The sequence below is a fragment of the Microbacterium sp. ZW T2_14 genome, from assembly GCF_044987405.1.
Taxonomy (GTDB): Bacteria; Actinomycetota; Actinomycetes; order Actinomycetales; family Microbacteriaceae; genus Microbacterium.
Genome location: NZ_JBJDRK010000019.1, coordinates 37,286 through 54,517 on the forward strand (window position 1 = coordinate 37,286; position 17,232 = coordinate 54,517).

At 71.8% G+C, this 17,232-nt stretch carries 17 protein-coding genes; 13 read left to right on the forward strand and 4 right to left on the reverse strand.

What is annotated here, in order from left to right; translation table 11 throughout:
• Positions 1-71: 71 nt before the first annotated feature.
• Positions 72-536 (forward strand): MarR family winged helix-turn-helix transcriptional regulator, encoded by a 465-nt coding sequence (locus ACI3KY_RS08565; protein ID WP_404929752.1) that lies wholly within the window; start codon positions 72-74, stop codon positions 534-536.
• 432 nt (positions 537-968) lie between these two features.
• Here the strand turns inward: ACI3KY_RS08565 and ACI3KY_RS08570 are convergent, their stop codons facing one another.
• The 3 genes from ACI3KY_RS08570 to ACI3KY_RS08580 form a co-directional block, all read right to left on the reverse strand.
• On the reverse strand, positions 969-2,195 hold the full coding sequence (locus tag ACI3KY_RS08570; RefSeq protein ID WP_404929753.1) for an MFS transporter: 1,227 nt from the start codon (positions 2,193-2,195) through the stop codon (positions 969-971).
• Between the two features lie 81 nt (positions 2,196-2,276).
• Positions 2,277-3,461: a 4-hydroxybenzoate 3-monooxygenase gene (locus ACI3KY_RS08575; RefSeq protein WP_404929754.1), complete on the reverse strand. Its 1,185-nt coding sequence runs from the start codon at positions 3,459-3,461 to the stop codon at positions 2,277-2,279.
• 548 nt (positions 3,462-4,009) lie between these two features.
• Entirely contained in the window at positions 4,010-4,762 is a 753-nt protein-coding gene (locus ACI3KY_RS08580; RefSeq protein ID WP_404929755.1) for an IclR family transcriptional regulator, read from the reverse strand.
• Between the two features lie 268 nt (positions 4,763-5,030).
• On the opposite strand from ACI3KY_RS08580, the gene ACI3KY_RS08585 reads away from it, so the two are divergent.
• The 12 genes from ACI3KY_RS08585 (at position 5,031) to ACI3KY_RS08640 (ending at position 16,095) form a co-directional block, all read left to right on the forward strand.
• Positions 5,031-5,789 carry an IclR family transcriptional regulator gene (locus ACI3KY_RS08585; protein WP_404929756.1) on the forward strand — a complete coding sequence of 253 codons (759 nt, stop codon included), beginning with the start codon at positions 5,031-5,033 and terminating at the stop codon, positions 5,787-5,789.
• A gap of 322 nt (positions 5,790-6,111) precedes the next feature.
• On the forward strand, positions 6,112-6,981 hold the full coding sequence (pcaH, locus tag ACI3KY_RS08590; RefSeq protein ID WP_404929757.1) for a protocatechuate 3,4-dioxygenase subunit beta: 870 nt from the start codon (positions 6,112-6,114) through the stop codon (positions 6,979-6,981).
• Positions 6,981-7,580: a protocatechuate 3,4-dioxygenase subunit alpha gene (pcaG, locus tag ACI3KY_RS08595; RefSeq protein ID WP_404929758.1), complete on the forward strand. Its 600-nt coding sequence runs from the start codon at positions 6,981-6,983 to the stop codon at positions 7,578-7,580. The genes pcaH and pcaG overlap by 1 nt, the downstream gene beginning before the upstream one ends.
• Entirely contained in the window at positions 7,570-9,105 is a 1,536-nt protein-coding gene (locus ACI3KY_RS08600; RefSeq protein ID WP_404929759.1) for a lyase family protein, read from the forward strand. The genes pcaG and ACI3KY_RS08600 overlap by 11 nt, the downstream gene beginning before the upstream one ends.
• Positions 9,102-9,896: an alpha/beta fold hydrolase gene (locus tag ACI3KY_RS08605; RefSeq protein WP_404929760.1), complete on the forward strand. Its 795-nt coding sequence runs from the start codon at positions 9,102-9,104 to the stop codon at positions 9,894-9,896. Before ACI3KY_RS08600 ends, ACI3KY_RS08605 begins: the two co-directional genes overlap by 4 nt.
• On the forward strand, positions 9,893-10,294 hold the full coding sequence (pcaC, locus tag ACI3KY_RS08610) for a 4-carboxymuconolactone decarboxylase (protein WP_404929761.1): 402 nt from the start codon (positions 9,893-9,895) through the stop codon (positions 10,292-10,294). The genes ACI3KY_RS08605 and pcaC overlap by 4 nt, the downstream gene beginning before the upstream one ends.
• A 141-nt stretch (positions 10,295-10,435) precedes the next feature.
• Positions 10,436-10,870: a MarR family winged helix-turn-helix transcriptional regulator gene (locus ACI3KY_RS08615; protein ID WP_194412484.1), complete on the forward strand. Its 435-nt coding sequence runs from the start codon at positions 10,436-10,438 to the stop codon at positions 10,868-10,870.
• 95 nt (positions 10,871-10,965) lie between these two features.
• The gene (locus tag ACI3KY_RS08620; protein WP_404929762.1) at positions 10,966-12,333 is read left to right on the forward strand and encodes an alpha/beta hydrolase family protein; all 1,368 of its coding nucleotides are present in this window, start codon (positions 10,966-10,968) and stop codon (positions 12,331-12,333) included.
• Between the two features lie 227 nt (positions 12,334-12,560).
• The gene (locus ACI3KY_RS08625; protein ID WP_404929763.1) at positions 12,561-13,322 is read left to right on the forward strand and encodes a 3-oxoacid CoA-transferase subunit A; all 762 of its coding nucleotides are present in this window, start codon (positions 12,561-12,563) and stop codon (positions 13,320-13,322) included.
• The gene (locus ACI3KY_RS08630; protein WP_404929764.1) at positions 13,319-14,002 is read left to right on the forward strand and encodes a 3-oxoacid CoA-transferase subunit B; all 684 of its coding nucleotides are present in this window, start codon (positions 13,319-13,321) and stop codon (positions 14,000-14,002) included. The genes ACI3KY_RS08625 and ACI3KY_RS08630 overlap by 4 nt, the downstream gene beginning before the upstream one ends.
• Before the next feature lies 1 nt (position 14,003).
• The gene (locus tag ACI3KY_RS08635) at positions 14,004-15,179 is read left to right on the forward strand and encodes a thiolase family protein (RefSeq protein ID WP_404929765.1); all 1,176 of its coding nucleotides are present in this window, start codon (positions 14,004-14,006) and stop codon (positions 15,177-15,179) included.
• Positions 15,180-15,312: 133 nt separating this feature from the next.
• Complete coding sequence (locus ACI3KY_RS08640) at positions 15,313-16,095, forward strand: IclR family transcriptional regulator C-terminal domain-containing protein (protein ID WP_404929766.1); 783 nt, start codon at positions 15,313-15,315, stop codon at positions 16,093-16,095.
• A 140-nt stretch (positions 16,096-16,235) separates the two neighbouring features.
• Here ACI3KY_RS08640 and purU read toward each other — a convergent pair whose 3' ends face one another.
• Positions 16,236-17,111, reverse strand: coding sequence for a formyltetrahydrofolate deformylase (gene purU / locus ACI3KY_RS08645; RefSeq protein WP_404929767.1), 876 nt, complete (start codon positions 17,109-17,111; stop codon positions 16,236-16,238).
• Positions 17,112-17,232: the final 121 nt, after the last annotated feature.

Sequence of the window (17,232 nt, forward strand, 5' to 3'; positions counted from 1 at the left end):
TCCATTGAATCCCTAATCGTTGAAGAAGTCAATCATTCCGTTCGTCTATGAAGTCGAGTAGCATCGTGGCCATGCCGAAACCCGCCGACGCCGTCGCGCCTTCAGGGCTCCGGTCGTCGGCGCTGACCGACGATGTGAGCTTCCTGCTGGCCCGCGCGAACGCCATCGCGCTCGCCGCCGGCAACGCCGCGCTCGCCGAGCACGGACTCAAGGCCCGGTCGTACTCCGTGCTCGTGCTCGCGTCGGGGGATGCCCGGCCGTCGCAGCGCGAGCTCGCCGAGTTCCTCCGTCTCGACCCGAGCCAGGTCGTCAGCCTCGTCGACGAGCTGCAGTCCCGCGGTCTGGTCGAACGTCGGCCGGATCCGTCCGACCGCCGCGCGAACGTCGTCGTGGCGACGGATGCCGGGCGCTCGCTCGTCGTGATCGCGCGCGAGTCCGCCCGCGCCGCGGAGGAGCGCGTCCACGGTCAGCTCAGTGCCGAGGATCGCGAGACCCTGAGCGCGCTGCTGCGCGCGCTGGCCTTCCCCGAGGAGTAGCCCCGGTCGTTCGTCACGCCGAACGCCGACTCGGGGTTCGGCGCGGGCCGCGGCATCCGTGTCCGGTGTGGGTTCGGGGGACGCGATGTGTGGGAACGCGGTCGTCGTTGCGGCGTGTCGTGACACCCGAAGTGCGCAGGCCGAGGTTCGGGGGACGCGATGTGTGGGAACGCGGTCGTCGTTGCCGCGTGTCGTGACACCCGAACGTCGAGGTGCGGCATTCGGGGCGCCTGCAACGTCGTCTCGGGCCGGGGCGCGGGCCGCGGCATCCGTGTCGGTGACTGCGTTCGCGGGACGCGATGTGTGCGAATGCGGGGGTGGTTGCCGCGTGTCGTGACACCTGAAGGCTGCAAGCTGCGGTTCGGGGGTCGCGATGCGCGAGAACGCGGTCGTCGTTGCCGCGTGTCGTGACACCCCGAACCGACGCGGGGGTCAGGAGCGGTCGAGCACGTAGCGGTTGCGCCCCGCGAACAGCCCGACCACCGTGAGCGCTGCGAGCACGGCGAGCACCAGCGCGAGCGAGGCGATCCAGTCGCCCGTCAGGCTGTGGAGGGAGCCGAAGGCGATCGGCCCGAGGGCGGCGATCACGTAGCCGACGGACTGCGACATGCCCGACAGCGCCGCCGACGCGTCGTGGTCGCGGGCCCGCTGGGCCATCAGCGTGAGCGACATCGCCAGCGTCGCGCCGCCCGTGAGTCCGATGAGCGATGCCCACAACAGCAGGGCGCTCGGCGCGAGCATGAGACCCGCCACGCCCACGATCGCGAGCGAGGGGATGAGGGCGGGCGCCCACCGCTCCAGTCCGCCGCGCAGGATCAGCGGCAGCAGCAGGCAGCCGGCCAGGGAGAACAGCTGGTAGACCATGACGTCGATGCCGGCGACCACCTCGCTGCGGCCTATCGACATCGACAGCGGGGCGAGCCAGGTCACGAACATGTAGAACATGGATGCCTGAAGGCCCATGTACACCGCGACCAGCCACGCGATCGGGTCGCTCCAGATTCCGGTGCGGCCGCGCGGCACGGACGCCCGCACGTGGGCGTGCTCCGCGCCCCGGTGCGCCCCCCCCCACCCGCCGATCGCGAACGGCAGCAGAGCGGCGCCTGTCACGAGGAGCGCGAAGCGCCAGCCGGCGGGATCCCCGCCCACGGTGATGTGGGAGATCGGCACCACGACGCCCGACGACACCGCGCCGAGTCCCGCGAGGAGAGCCGTGTAGGCCGCCGTCACCGCCGCGACCCGCGAGGGGAAGTCGCGCTTCACCACGGCCGGCATCAGCACGTTGATGATCGCGATGCCGATGCCGATGATCGCCGTGCCGACCCACAGGCTGACCACGGGCCCGGGGATCGAACGCACCAGCGTGCCCGCCAGCAGGACGATGAGCGACCACATCAGCACGCGCGGCTGCCCGAACCGCCGACTCAGGTCGTGCGCGAGCGGCGAGAACAGCGCCCACGCGACCAGCGGCACGGCCGCGAGTACACCCAGCGCCGAGACGGACAGGCCGGTGTCGGCGCCGATCTGATCCAGCAGCGGTCCGAGGCCGGTGATCGCCGGCCGCATGTTCGCCGCGACGAGGCACACGGCCACGAGCAGCATCGCGACCGACGCCGTACGCGACGGCTCGGGCGGTGCAGTCCGCGACGATGGGGCCATAGGGCTCGGACTATAGCCGAGCGGCGGCTGCGGCATCCGTTGATTCCCGATGAGCGGCAGTGGCGCGGGGCGCGTCCGTCGTCAAGCCAGGCCCTCGAGCGGCCATCCGGTGTAGGCCTCGGCGAGGAAGCGGCGCCCGGCTTCGGACTCGACGACAGAGCGGAGCTCGCCGAGCTGGCGCAGGCGGTCGAAGTCGGAGGCGTCGGGGGCCACGTGCAGCATGTTGGTCATCCACCACGAGAAGTGCTGCGCCTTCCAGATGCGGTGCAGCGCCTTCTCGGGGAACGCCTCGATGAGGCGATCGTCGTTCTCGAGCAGCAGCGCCCGCAGCGCCCGCTCGAGCACCAGCACGTCGGCGACCGCGAGGTTCATGCCCTTCGCGCCGGTGGGCGGCACGGTGTGCGCGGCGTCGCCGATGAGGGCGACGCGATTGTTGAGCAGCTGGTGGGCGACGAAGCTGCGGAAGCGCAGCACGTCGCGCTGGAAGATCGGGCCCTCCTTCAGCGTCGTGCCGGGCACGCGGGCCTGCAGCGCCTCCCACAGCTGCGCCTCGCTCAGGGCGCCGGGGTCGGCATCCGGATCGCACTGGAAGTACATGCGCTGCACCGTCGCACTGCGCTGACTGATGAGCGCGAAGCCGTCCGGCGAGTTGCTGTAGATGAGCTCGTCGGCACTCGGCGGCGCTTCGCACAGGATGCCGAACCACGCGAACGGGTACTCGCGGAAGTAGCCGCCGGTGTGCGAGCCGGTGACCGCCTCGCGCACGACGCTGCGGGAGCCGTCGGCGCCGACGACGAAGTCGGCCTCGATCTCGAGCGGCGCGCCGTCGGCGTCCGTCGCGATGAGACGGGGGCGATCGGATGCCGCGTCCTCGACGCGCACCGCCGTCACCCCGAAGCGGAGGTCCTGGCCTTTGCCGAGGCGCACGGCGATGAGGTCCTTGAGCACCTCATGCTGCGGATACAGCCACACCCCGCGGCCGACGAGGTCGGCGAAGTCGATGCGGTGGCCGGCGCCCGCGAAGCGGAGCTCGATGCCGTCGTGGCGGTTGCCGACCGTGCGCACGCGGCTCGAGGCGCCGGAGGAGTCGAGCACCTCGACGGTGCCCTGCTCGAGGATGCCGGCGCGGATCGTGGTCTCGATCTCGTCGCGGGAGCGCTGGTCGATGACGATCGACTCGATGCCCGCGATCCCGAGCAGGTGCGAGAGCAGGAGGCCGGCGGGTCCGGCCCCGACGATGGCGACGCGGGTGCGGATCGTGGACATGAGCGTCTCCTTCGACGTTCCGGGTGTGGGATGCTGCGCCCCAGTGTGGCCCCGCGGCGCCGGAGTTGCGCCGGATTCCCGTTGATCGGGACGTGCACGTCGTCGACTCCGGTGCGACGAGCGGAGGGGATGTGAGGAGCGGAGGAGGGAAACCGCGGGATCGGTCCTCCGCCCGTGACATCTCCTCCGCTGGTGACGGGATCAGCGGCGGTCGGCGGTCCTTCGCCACCCCGCGACCGGGAGTCCCCGCGTCCTCAGATGAGGACCCGCGCCGAGATGAGGAGCCTTATCGCGGTCTCGTTCCTCATCTCCGCTTGTTTCCTCAACTGAGGATGCGCGCCGGTTTCCTCCCTCGACGACGGGTGGCTTCTTTCCTCAGCTGAGGACGAGGCACGCAGCTCCTCAGTTGAGGACCCGCCGCCGCTGCCCGATTGAGGGACGACGTATGCCCCTGCGCGGTGCGACGAGGGGAGGAGATGTGAGGAGCGGAGGAGGGAAACGCGGGAATTCGTCCTCCGCTCCTCACATCTCCTCCGCTGGTGACGGGATCAGCGGCGGTCGGCGCGGAGCGCGGCCTCGATGCCCGCGGCGGCGTCGCGCAGGGCGGCGACGGCGGCATCCGGGTCGGTCTCTCGCGGCAGCACCACCGACAGCGCGGCGACCACCGCTCCGGCGTCGCGGATCGGCACGGCCACGCCGGTCGAGACCGCCTCGATCGAACCCGGCGCCACCACCACTCCGGTGCGGCGGACCTCGGTGAGCAGGCGGCGCAGGCGTGCGGCATCCGTCACCGTCTCGGGAGCCAGGGCGCGCAACGGCCCCGTGAGCACGCGCTCGCGCAGCGACGAGGGGGCGTAGGCGAGGAGCACCAGGCCCGACGACGACGCGTGCAGGGGCAGGCGGCCGGCGATGCGGGTGATGTTGGCGCCGGCGTCGGGATGGGAGAGGCGCTCGAGGAAGAGCGCCTCGTCCTGCTCGAGCACCGCCAGCTGCGTGTGCTCCCGGATGCGGGCCTGCACCTGCTCCATGTACGGGAGTGCTGCCTGACGCAGGCGGAGCGCGGTCGAACCACGCAGGGCGAGCTCCCACAGGCGCAGGCCGAGGTGCACGCGGCGGTCCTCGTCGCGCTCGAGCAGCCCGGCGGCGACGAGCTCGTCGACGATGCGGTGCGCCGTCGACGACGGGAGTCCCGCGCGCCGCCCGATCTCGGCCGCCGACTGCATCGAACGCTCCGCCGTGAACGTCTCCAGCACGCGCACGATGCGGTCGGTCATCGAGTCGCCGGAGGGCGAGTTGGCCATGCGCCCACTCTGCCATCCGAGTGCCCGCCGCGCGTTTCGTCTCGCTCGTTCCTCCCTCGCTCAACGACCGGACCCGGGGTTGCCGGTCGTTGAGCGACGGGACGCCAGCGACCGAGACGAAACGCGCGCGCCGAGGTGATGCGCGGGGTGCGGCGTTTCGTCTCGCTCGTTCCTCGCTCGCTCAACGACCGGGAGTGAGGTGGCTCCATTCGGCCCGAGCCCTCTCGACGACCCTGATCAGGCGGGTAACGTCGCCAGGGGAGGATCCATGGCGGACGGCGAGGGAGTGCTCGAGCGCACACTGCGGGTGCTCGGATGCTTCACCGACGACGAGCCTGCCGTCACCGCCACGACGCTCGCGGCGCGGACCGGGCTCGCCTCATCGACGCTGCACCGCCTGCTCGCGACACTCGTGGCCGAGGGCTTGCTGACGCGGGGTCCCGGTCACACCTACGCCATCGGCCCGCGCCTGTGGGAGCTCGGCGAGCTGTCGCCGCTGTCGCTGCGCCTGCGCGAGACGGCGCTGCCCCACATGGTGCGGCTGTACGAGGCGACCGGCGAGAACGTCCATCTCGCCGTGCTCGACGGTGCGACGCCTGAGACGACGAGCGCGCTGTACGTCGGGCGCCTCACCGGCCGTCAGTCGATCCCGACCCTCAGCCGCATGGGCGGACGCGGCCCGCTGCACGTGACGGGGGTCGGCAAGGCCCTCCTCGCCACGCGCGACGAGGGCTGGCTGCGGGAGTACTTCCGCGCGCCGCTGGAGCGGGAGACCGTGCACTCCATCACGACCGAGCCGGAACTCCGCGCCGACATCGCCCGCACCCGCGCCCTCGGCTACGCCACGACCCGCGAGGAGATGACCCTCGGCAACGTCTCGGTCGCGGCCGCGCTGCCGCGGGTCGAGGGCCTCCCGGCCATCGCCCTCGGCCTCGTCGTGCACCTCGAGCGCGCCGACGAACGGCGGCTCGGCCCGCTGGTGGTGCAGGCGGCTGCCGAGCTGCACCGCGATCTCCGCCACGTCTGAGGCGACGGATGCCGCGGCCCGCGCCATCCGTCCGATCCGGATCGCTGCGCGAGCGGCCGGTGCCGCTTCGGTGCCGCGCCAGCGTCGCCCGGTCCCGCGCGCCCGGTCCCGTGCGCCCGGTGTCCCCCCGGGTTTGGGGCGCATGCCGTGCGTTCGGGGCGGACCCCGCACGCCCCGAACGCACGTGGCGCGCCCCAAACGGGAGATGGCATCGGATGCCGCGGCCCGCGGCATCCGCTATTCCCACTGGATGGGAATCACCGACGCAGGAGAAACGGGGCGGTGCGAACCTGGGACCACCCGAGTCGTCGAAGGAGACCTCATGACCGCGACCCAGCCCGATCCCCGGGGCGAGGAGGCGTTCTCGTCATCGGTGGTGCTCGAGCAGAACGCAGCGGCGCCGGAGTCGCTGCTCGCCTCGCCCGACCAGCTGACACAGAACGAGATCACGCAGGAGATCGTCGACTACCACGCCGCCGCGGCGCGACGCGAGGAGGCGGGTGAGCGGCAGAACATCAGCCTGCACGACTTCCCGCCGTACCGGTCGAGCGTCCTGCGTCACCCGACCAAGAACCCGAAGCTCGTCGACCCCGAGACGATCGAGCTGTGGTCGCCGGCCTTCGGCCAGCGGGATGTCGCCGCCATCGAGTCCGACCTGACGCTGCAGCACCTCGGTGAGCCCCAGGGCGAGCGCATGACCGTCGAGGGCCGCGTCCTCGATTCGTGGGGGCGCCCGGTCGCCAACCAGCTCGTCGAGATCTGGCAGGCGAACGCCGCGGGCCGTTACATCCACCAGCGGGACCAGCATCCCGCACCCCTCGACCCCAACTTCACCGGCGCCGGCCGCACCGTGACCGATGACGACGGCTTCTACAAGTTCACGACGATCAAGCCCGGCGCGTACCCGTGGAAGAACCACGTGAACGCGTGGCGTCCCGCGCACATCCACTTCTCGATCTTCGGCTCCGGCTTCACGCAGCGCCTCGTGACGCAGATGTACTTCCCCGGCGACCCGCTGTTCCCGCTCGACCCGATCTACAACACCATCTGGCGACAGAAGGACCGCGACCGGCTCATCGGGCTGTACGACCACGACCTCTCGGTGCCGGAGTTCTCGATGGGCTACCGCTTCGACATCGTGGTCGACGGCCCCGACGCGACCTGGTTCGAGCCCGAAGAAGGAGAGCACTGATGGCCGCCGCGCCGAACCAGCGTGGGGCGCGCGTGAAGCGCGACCTGGGCACGAAGACCCACGAGGCCACCGGCGGGCAGACTGTCGGCCCGTTCTTCGCCTTCGGCCTGGACTATCCGAAGAAGCACGAGGTCGTCTTCCCTCACAGCCCCGGTGCGATCGTGCTCGGCGGCACGGTGTTCGACGGCGCCGGTGCGCCGATCCCCGATGCCGTCGTCGAGATCTGGAGCGCCGACGAGAACGGCGAGATCCCGCGCGCCCACGGCGCGTTCCGCCGCGACGACCACTCCTTCACCGGCTTCGGCCGTGCCGCGACGACGGATGTCGGCCGTTACGAGTTCTGGACGCGCAACCCCGGTCCGCTCGACGGCGGCGCCCCGTTCTACTCGGTCGTCGTCTTCGCGCGCGGGCTTCCCGACAAGCTCGTCACCCGCATCTACCTTCCCGAGCACGACGATCTGCTCGCGGCCGACCCGCTGCTCTCCTCGCTCGACGAGGGCGAGCGCGCTACGCTCATCGCGACGCGCCTGCCGAACGGACACCTGCACCACGACATCCACCTGCAGGGCGAGAAGGAGACCGTGTTCCTTGCCTTCTGACCGTGACCGGCCCCCACTCGATGAGGGCCTGCTCTCGCCGGTGACCGTGGGTCACGACGAGACGGTGACGGATGCCGCGTACCTCGACGCACTGGTGACCGCCGAGGTCGCGCTGGCCCGGGCGTACGGCGAGCTCGGCCTCGCGCCCGCGGCGGTCGTGGATGAGATCGAGACGGAGTTCGGCTGGCGGGGCGGACTCCGCGGATGCCGCGACCACGGCGTCGATCTGACGGCGCTGGTTTCCGCATCCGTGGCGGGTGGGAACCCCGTGATCCCGCTCGTCGGCCGGCTCAAGGAGCGGGTGTCGGACGACGCCCGCGCGTGGGTGCACCGCGGCGCGACCAGCCAGGACATCGTCGACACGGCCCTGATGCTGCTCGCCCGCACCGCGACCAGCAAGGTGGTCGCCGCGCTCGCGCATACCGAGGTCTCGCTGCGCTCGCTCGCGCGCTCCCGCCGCGACGAGGTCGCGGCCGCCCGGACGCTCACGCAGCACGCCGTGCCGACGACCGTGGGCCTGCGCGCCGCCGTGTGGCTCCGCGGCGTTACGCGTGCCAAGGAGCGCGTCCAGGTCGTGGAGCAGCAGCTTCCGGCACAGCTGGGCGGAGCCGCCGGCACGCTCGCGTCGTTCTCCGAGATCGCCGGATCGGATGCCGCGGCAGATCTGCCCGCCGCGTTCGCCCGCGAGCTCGGGCTCGCAGTGCCCGACGCGCCCTGGCACACGACGCGCTGGCCCATCACCGAGCTCGGCGACGCGCTCGTGCAGGCGATCGACGCGGTGGGCAAGATCGCGGGCGATGTCGCCACCCTCAGCCGCACCGAGATCGGCGAGCTCGCCGAGGGCTCGGGCGGCGGGTCGTCGGCGATGCCGCAGAAGCGCAACCCCGCGGCATCCGTGCTCATCCGCTCCGCCGCGCTGCGCGCACCGCAGCTGGGGGCGACGCTGCACCTCGCCGCCGCGCTCGCCGTGGACGAGCGGCCCGACGGCGCGTGGCACGCGGAGTGGCCGACGCTGCGGGAGCTGCTGCGTCTCGCCCTGGGTGCGACGGCCCACGCGGCCGCGCTCGTGGCCGACCTGCACGTCGACACCGACGCCGTCGCCCGCAATCTCGCGGCGACCGGCGGGCTCGTCGTGGCCGAGCGGCTGTCGCTCGTGCTCGGCCCCGTGGCGGGTGCCGAGGCCGTGTCGCGGCTCGTGTCGGACGCGGCCGCGGGCGGCGACGGCTTCGATCCCGACCACTTGGCGTCGGCACTGGCCGGCATGCCGGAGGTCGCCGCGCTCGCCGCCGAGCGCGGAAAGACGCCCGAGGCATTCGTCGCCGACCTGCTCGACCCGGCGAACTACACCGGCCTGGCCGGGGTACTCGTGGACGACGCGGTCGCTCTGTCCGGACTGACCGGCGCCGGCGCCGGCGCCCGTCCCCGGCTCGGGGCGCACCACGTCCGTTCGGGGCGCGCGACGCACGCCCCGAACGCACGGGACGCGCCCCAATCCCCGCTCTCGGACCCTGAGGAGAACGCGTGACCATCCCCGCCATCGCCGTGAGCCCGCCCGTCGGCCCTTCGACGAGCTCAGAGACCGACGCTCCCACGCTCGTGCTCGGCCCGTCGATCGGGACGTCGACGCTGCTGTGGTCGCGCGTCATCCCGCTGCTCGCGGAGCGCTTCCGCGTCGTCGCCTGGGACCTGCCCGGCCACGGCGCGGCGGCACCCACGACGGAGCCGTTCACGGCGGCCGACCTTGCCGACGCCGTCGCCGCGGCCGTGGAAGGCCCGTTCCACTACGCCGGCGTCTCGTTCGGCGGCTGCGTCGGGCTCGAACTCCTGCTGCGCCACGGCGATCGCATCGAGGGGGCCGCGATCATCGCCTCCGGCGCCGTGATCGGCACCCCCGAGGGGTGGCACGACCGCGCGGCTCAGGTGCGGGCGCAGAGCACGTCGAGCCTCGTCGTCGGATCCGCGCAGCGGTGGTTCGCACCCGACACGATCGCGCGCGACCCCGACCTCACCGGCCGTCTGCTGCACGTGCTGCAGGACACCGACGACGAGTGCTACGCGCTGTGCTGCGAGGCGCTCGCCGCGTTCGACGTGCGCGACCGGCTGGCCGAGATCGAGACGCCGGTGCTCGCCGTGTGGGGCCATCGCGACGCCGTCACGCCCGAGGCATCCGCTCGCGAGATCGCGGACGGCGTGCGGCGCGGTCGCGCCATCGGCATCCCGGATGCCTCGCACCTGCCTCCGGTGGACGATCCGGCCGCCACGGCCGCGACGCTGACGGAGTTCTTCGACGCCGTCGCCCAGGAGCGTGCCGCGTGAGCCGCCCGGCGGGCGAGGGCCTCACCGACGAGGAGCGCTACGAGCAAGGCATGGTCGTACGCCGCGAGGTGCTCTCAGACGCGCACGTCGACCGGGCGATCGCGGGCACCACCGCGCTCACCGGCGACTTCCAGGACTTCATCACCCGCGTCGCGTGGGGCGATGTCTGGTCGCGGCCGGGGCTCGACCGGCGGTCGCGGTCGGTCGCGGTGCTGACGGCGCTCATCGCACTCGGGCACCACGAGGAGCTCGCGATGCACCTGCGCGCGGCCCTGCGCAACGGACTGACCGTGGACGAGATCACGGAAGTGATCCTGCAGGCCGGCGTCTACTGCGGCGTCCCCGCGGCCAACACGGCCTTCCGCATCGCGAGCGAGGTCTTCGCCGAGCCGGCGTGACGCTTCAGGTGTCACGACACGCGGCGACGCGGTCGGTGATCCCTCGCTTCGTGACACGCGAACGGATGCCGCCGGCCGGCGTGAACCGCGGTCGAACCTCGCACGTCGTAGGCTTCATCGCATGACGGACCCGGGGACCGCATGACGGCCGAGCACGCGCCCCGCATCCTCTATCAGGTCAAGCAGGTCGAGCTGGCGGTGCGAGGGCGCCTCGATGCGGTCGTCCGACCGCACGGCATCACGGTCACCCAGTACACGGCGCTCACCGTGCTGGAGCAGCATCCCGGAATGAGCTCCGCCCAGCTCGCCCGGCACGCGTTCGTGTCGGCGCAGGCGATGGAGGGGATCGTGCGCGCGCTCGGCGACGCGGGCCTGATCGCGCGCGTGCGCGACACCGACAACCGCCGGCGCATGACGATCTCGCTCACCCCTGCGGGCGTCGCGCTGCTCGCGGCGTGCCGCAGCGACGTCGACCGCATCGAGGCGGAGGCGTTCGCCGGACTGTCGGCGTCGGAGCGCGTCCGGCTGGGCACCTGGCTGCAGGATGCCCGGCGCGCGCTGGAGGAATCGCACTGACCCATTGACTCACCATCAGGAAACTTGATAATGGTCCTAGCTCCGTCGCCGTCGTCGGAGTCACTGTCGATGATGACAACGGAAGGACCTTCCCCATGTCCCCGCACGTCCGCACACGCATTCTCGGAGCCGCAGCCGTCGCCGCCGGCGCGCTGGTCTCCGCCGGTCTCGTCGCCCCCGCCGCCGCCGCAGCCACCCCGGGCGAGTACTCCGGTTCGCTTCCCACCGGAACGACGTGGCTGGCCTCGGTGCCTTCGGACTGGAACGGCACCGTCCTGCTGTACAGCCACGGCTATCGCCCCTCGTTCGTCCCCGGCAACCCGGCATCCGTCGCGCCCAGCGATGCCACGAAGGCACTGCTGCTCGAGGAGGGCTACGCGCTCGTCGGCTCGTCGTACGCCGCGAGCGGGTGGGCCGTGCCCACCGCGGTCGACGACCAGCTGCAGTCGCTCGACGCGATGCTCGACCAGACCGGGCTCGATCCCGACCACATCCTGGCCTACGGCACGTCGATGGGCGGCCTCGTCACCGGCCGGATCGCGGAATCCGCGGGCGACGTCATCGAGGGCGCGATGCCGACGTGCGGGCTCATGGAGGGCGGCGTCGACCTGAACAACTACCAGCTCGACGGGGCGCACGCGATCGACCAGCTGCTCGCTCCGGCGCAGGACATCGACATCGAGGGCTACGCGACCCTCGGCGACGCGTTCGCCGCGTCGTCGCAGCTGAGCGCCGCGGTGCAGGCCGGCCAGCAGACTCCGGAGGGGCGTGCCCGAGTGGCGCTGGCAGCAGCGCTGTTCCACCTCTCGGACGGCGTCGTGGCCGCGGACGCACCCACCGACCCCGCCGTCGCACAGGAGGCGCTCTTCTCCCAGCTCGTCGGCACCATCGGATTCGTCACGCCCGGGCGCTTCGACATCGAGTCGACCGCGGGCGGCAACGCGACGTGGAACGTGGGCGTCGACTACCAGAAGCTCTTCGCCCAGTCGGCGGACCGCGCGCTGATCCAGGAGCTGTACCGGCAGGCCGGGCTCGATCTCAACGCCGACTTGGCCGCGCTGACGGCGACGGCGGACGTCGTCGCCGACCCGGGCTCCGTCGAGACGCTGCGTGCGTCGTCGGGACTCACCGGCGACCTCGAGATGCCCGTGCTGTCGCTTCACACGCTCGATGACGTGCTCGCTCCGGTGCAGGTCGAGCAGGAGTACGCGGAGGATGTCCGTGCGGCCGGTGACAACAACCTGCTCCGGCAGTACTTCGTCGACCACGTCGGGCACTGCAACTTCACGCCGGCGGAGATCGCGGCCGGCATCGAGACGCTGATGAACCGTGTCGAGAGCGGACACTGGGGTGGCCAGTCGGCCGAGCTCACGAACCGCCTCGCGGCATCGCTGGATGAGAGCGGATCGGCCTTCGTGCAGACCAAGCCCGGCGAGTTCCTCGCCGACCGCGATCTGCGCTGACCCGCACCGATCGCCGAGCGAGGCCGCACCCGAACGCCGGGTGCGGCCTCGCCCGCGCTCGCTCGGCGTCGGTGGTTCGGGTGTCACGACGCGTGGCTACGCCCGGTGCGACGCCACGCTTCGTGACACCGGAACGGATGCCGCGGCGCGGCGTGCTGCGATACACTGGCCGTAGAACGGACAGATGTTCGCAGAGCGAACAGACGCCGCACCAACCAGGAGGTCGCATGATCGACAAGACCGTGGGCTCGGTCGCGGACGCCGTGGCCGGCATCCCGGACGGAGCGACCGTCATGATCGGCGGCTTCGGGCGTGCCGGGCAGCCGGTCGAGCTGATCGACGCCCTCATCGCTCAGGGCGCCAAGGATCTCACCGTCGTGAACAACAACGCCGGCAACGGCGACGTCGGCCTGGCCGCGCTGCTCGCGAAGAAGCGGGTGCGCAAGATCCTCTGCTCGTTTCCGCGCCAGCACGACTCGTGGGTCTTCGACGGGCTCTACCGCGCCGGCGAGATCGAGCTCGAGCTCGTGCCGCAGGGCAACCTCGCCGAGCGCATCCGCGCCGCAGGCGCCGGCATCGGCGCGTTCTTCTCGCCGACCGGCGTCGGCACGGAGCTGGCCGACGGCAAGGAGCTTCGCGAGATCGACGGGCGCACCTATGCGCTCGAGTACCCGATCCGGGCCGATGTCGCCCTCGTGAGCGCCTACCGCGCCGACCGCTGGGGCAACCTGGTCTACCGCGAGACGGCACGCAACTTCGGCCCCATCATGGCGGCCGCCGCGACCACCACGATCGTGCAGGTCGATGAGCTCGTGCCGCTGGGGTCGATCGACCCCGAGTCGGTCGTGACGCCCGGCATCTTCGTCGACCGGGTCGTCGCCGTCGGCGAGCGCGACTGGCTGCGCGACGGCGCATTCGTCGGGGGAGTGGACATCGAAGGTCGTCCGCTCGCGAGGGAAGCGGCATCCGGAATCGAGGTCGACCAGTGAGCGTCAGCGAACCGAACGCGCAGGGCACACGCATCAGCCGCGAGCAGCTCGCGGCGCGCATCGCGCAGGACATCCCCGAGGGCTCGTACGTCAACCTCGGCATCGGGGCGCCCACGCTCGTGGCGAACTTCCTGCCGGAGACGCTCGAGATCATCCTGCACACGGAGAACGGGCTGCTCGGCATGGGGCCGGCGCCCGAGCCGGACCGCATCGATCCCGACCTGATCAACGCCGGCAAGCAGCCGGTCACCGCACTGCCGGGGGCGGCGTACTTCCACCACGGCGACTCGTTCGGCATGATGCGCGGCGGTCACCTCGACGTCTGCGTGCTCGGCGCCTTCCAGGTCTCCGAGGGTGGCGACCTGGCGAACTGGTCCACCGGCGCGCCCGGCGCGATCCCCGCCGTCGGCGGCGCCATGGACCTCGCCATCGGCGCGAAGAACGTCTACGTCATGACCGACCTGCTCACGAAGACGGGCGAGTCCAAGCTCGTCGAAGCGTGCACCTATCCGCTCACGGGCGTCGCGTGCGTGACCCGTGTCTACACCGACCACGCGATCTTCGATGTGACGCCCGGGGGCTTCGCCGTGCGCGAGGCGTTCGGCGACAACACCGTCGCCTCGCTCGCCGAACTCACCGGGCTCGAACTGCGGGAAGCGGCCCCCGTCGAAGGGAACTGACATGTCGTCCACTTACATCTATGACGCCGTGCGCACGCCGTTCGGACGCGCCGGCGGTGCGCTGTCGGGCGTCCGGCCCGACGATCTCGCCGCCGTCGTCATGAAGGCGACGCTCGAGCGCACCGGCCTCGACCCCGCGCGCATCGACGATGTGATCTTCGGCGACGCCAATCAGGCCGGCGAGGACAACCGCAATGTCGCGCGCATGGCCGCGCTTCTCGCCGGATTCCCGACGTCGGTGACCGGGGTCACGGTCAACCGCCTGTGTGCGTCGTCGGTCGAGGCCGTCGTCCAGGGATCGCGGGCGATCGAGGCGGGCGATGCCGACATCGTGCTGGCCGGCGGCGTGGAGTCCATGAGCCGCGCGCCGTTCGTCGTCGAGAAGTCGGCGCGCCCGTGGCCGAGCGTCGGCAACCAGACGCTGTGGAACACGTCGATCGGCTGGCGCATGACCAATCCGAAGCTGCCGAAGCACTGGACGATCTCGAACGGCGAGTCCGCCGAGAAGATCGCGCGGGAGCAGGGCATCTCGCGCCGGGACCAGGACGAGTTCGCGGTGCGCTCCCACCGCCTCGCCGCTGCGGCCTGGGCCGCCGGTGTCTACGACGACGAGATCGTGCAGGTGCCGGGCGCGGAGCTGGCCCGCGACGAGGGCATTCGCGACGACACGTCGGTGGAGAAGCTCGCCGGGCTCAAGGCGCTGTTCGCCGCCGACGGCGACGGCTCCGTGACCGCGGGCAACTCGTCGCCGATCAACGACGGCGCCTCGGCGGTGCTGCTGGGGCGCGAGGGTGCCCTGCCCACCGAGCCGCTCGCGCGCATCACCGCGCGCGCCGCGCACGGCGTCGATCCCGACGTCTTCCCGCTGGCACCGATCGAGGCGGCCAACAAGGCGCTCGCGCTAGCCGGCCGCACCTGGGCCGACGTCGACCTCGTCGAGCTGAACGAGGCGTTCGCGTCGCAGTCGCTCGCCGACATCCGCGGCTGGGGCGATCTCGACCCCGAGCGCGTCAACATCCACGGCGGCGCGCTCGCCATCGGCCACCCGCTGGGCGCGTCGGGCGGGCGCATCATCGGCCACGCCGCGCACGAGCTCCGCCGCCGCGGGGGAGGCGTCGCCGTCGCGGCGATCTGCATCGGCGTCGGCCAGGGCCTCGCGGTCGTGCTCGAACGGTGACCAGGAGGAGTGGTGGCACGAGCGCTGCAGTTTGCTGCGAGCGCCGCGTCGTTCGGCGCAGCGCTCGCACGAAACTGCAGCGCTCGCGTCGCCGTCGCCCGAGGCACGGCGGGGTGACGGATAGGGTGAGCCGGTGACCGTGACCAGCGACCCCGTCTCGGGCCGCGACACGGTGCAGTCGCTCGTGCGCGGGCTCGCCGTGATCCGCGCTTTCGACGCCGACCACCCGCAGCTCACGCTCAGCGAGGTCGCGCGACGCGCGGACATCACCCGTGCGGCGGCCGGGCGGTTCCTCCGCACGCTCGAGGAACTGGGCTACGTGCGCGGCCACGACAGGCTCTTCGGGCTCACCCCTCGCGTGCTCGAGCTCGGCTTCAGCTACCTGTCGGCGCTGTCGATCCCCGAGATCGTGCAGCCTCATCTCGAGCGGCTGTCCCGCGAGGTCGACGAGAGCGTGTCGTCGGCAGTGCTCGACGGCGACGAGATCGTCTACATCGCCCGCGTGCCCACGCGCCGCATCATGAGCGTGCGCATCACCATCGGCACGAGGTTCCCCGCCTTCGCGACGTCGATGGGACGCGCGCTGCTGGCCGGGATGCCGGCTCCCGCGCGCGACGCGATGCTCGAGGCATCCGCTCTCCCCGCCCTCACCGACCGCACCTTGACGAACCCCAGCGCGCTGCGCGACGAGCTCGCACGGGTGGCCGAGCAGGGCTGGGCGCTGGTGGACGGGGAACTGGAGCCCGGACTGCGCTCGGTCGCCGTGCCGCTGCACGATCGCCGCGGGAACGTCGTCGCGGCCGTCAACGTCTCGACCAGCGCCACGCGCGACAGCGTCGACCACGTCGTCGAGCGCTACCTGCCGCCGCTGCGCGCGACGGCCGCCGAGATCGACGCGGAGCTGCGCCTGGTCTGACGCGAGGCGCGGTCGCCTGCCGTCGAGAATTCAGGAAAACTCCGCGTCGGCGACGGCCCGTACGCCCGAAGCGACGGCGTGTCTCCTGAATCCTCGACGTCGCCGAACGAGGCTGGCAGCCGCCGCCCCGGCATCCGTCCTCAGAAGACGATCGTGTGGTTGCCGTGGCGGATCACGCGGTCCTCGGCATGCCACAGCACGGCGCGCGAGAGCACCTGCCGCTCCACATCGGCGCCGCGGCGGGCGAGCTCGGCCGCGGAATCGGCGTGGGTCACGCGGACGGTGTCCTGCTCGATGATCGGGCCCTCGTCGAGATCGTCGGTGACGTAGTGCGACGTGGCGCCGATGAGCTTGACGCCTCGTTCCTTGGCCTTCTTGTACGGCTCCGCGCCGATGAACGCGGGCAGGAACGAGTGGTGGATGTTGATGACGGGCACGCCGAGCTGCTGGAGGAAGTCGCCGGACAGGATCTGCATGTACCGCGCGAGCACCACCACGTCGACGTTGCCGCGCAGCAGCTCCAGGATCTTCGCCTCGGACGCCGACTTGTCGGGGCCCGGCACACCCGGGACGTGGAAGAACGGGACGCCGAAGGAGCGCACGTCCTCGGCAGACGTGGTGTGGTTCGAGATGACCATCGGGATCGTCACCGGCAGGTCGCCGCGGCGGTGACGCCACAGCAGGTCGAGCAGGCAGTGGTCCTGCTTCGACGCGAGGATGGCCATGCGCTTCGGCACCGACTGGTCGGTCAGCGACCACTCCAGCTCGAACCCGGCGAGGGTCGCGGCGATCTCGGTCTCGATCCCCGGACGCTCGGCGGCGAAGCCGGGCCGGTGGAACACGACGCGCTGGAAGTACGCGCCGCCGATGGGGTCGTCGGAGTACTGGTCGAACGCGACGATGTTGCCGCCGATGCGGGTGATCATCGCCGAAACGGCCGCGACGATTCCGGGCTGGTCGCTGCCGTGGACGATGAGGCAGGCGTGGTCGGGCTTCAGATTCGGCGAGGCGGGCACCGTTCGATTCTGCCGTGTCGCGGCGCGTCGGCGCGAAGTCGGGTCGGTGACGACGCCGCGCCGTGGCGGCCCCGTGCCGGGCGGCGTGTTGCGCGACGGACCCGACTTCTGGCCTGGGCGA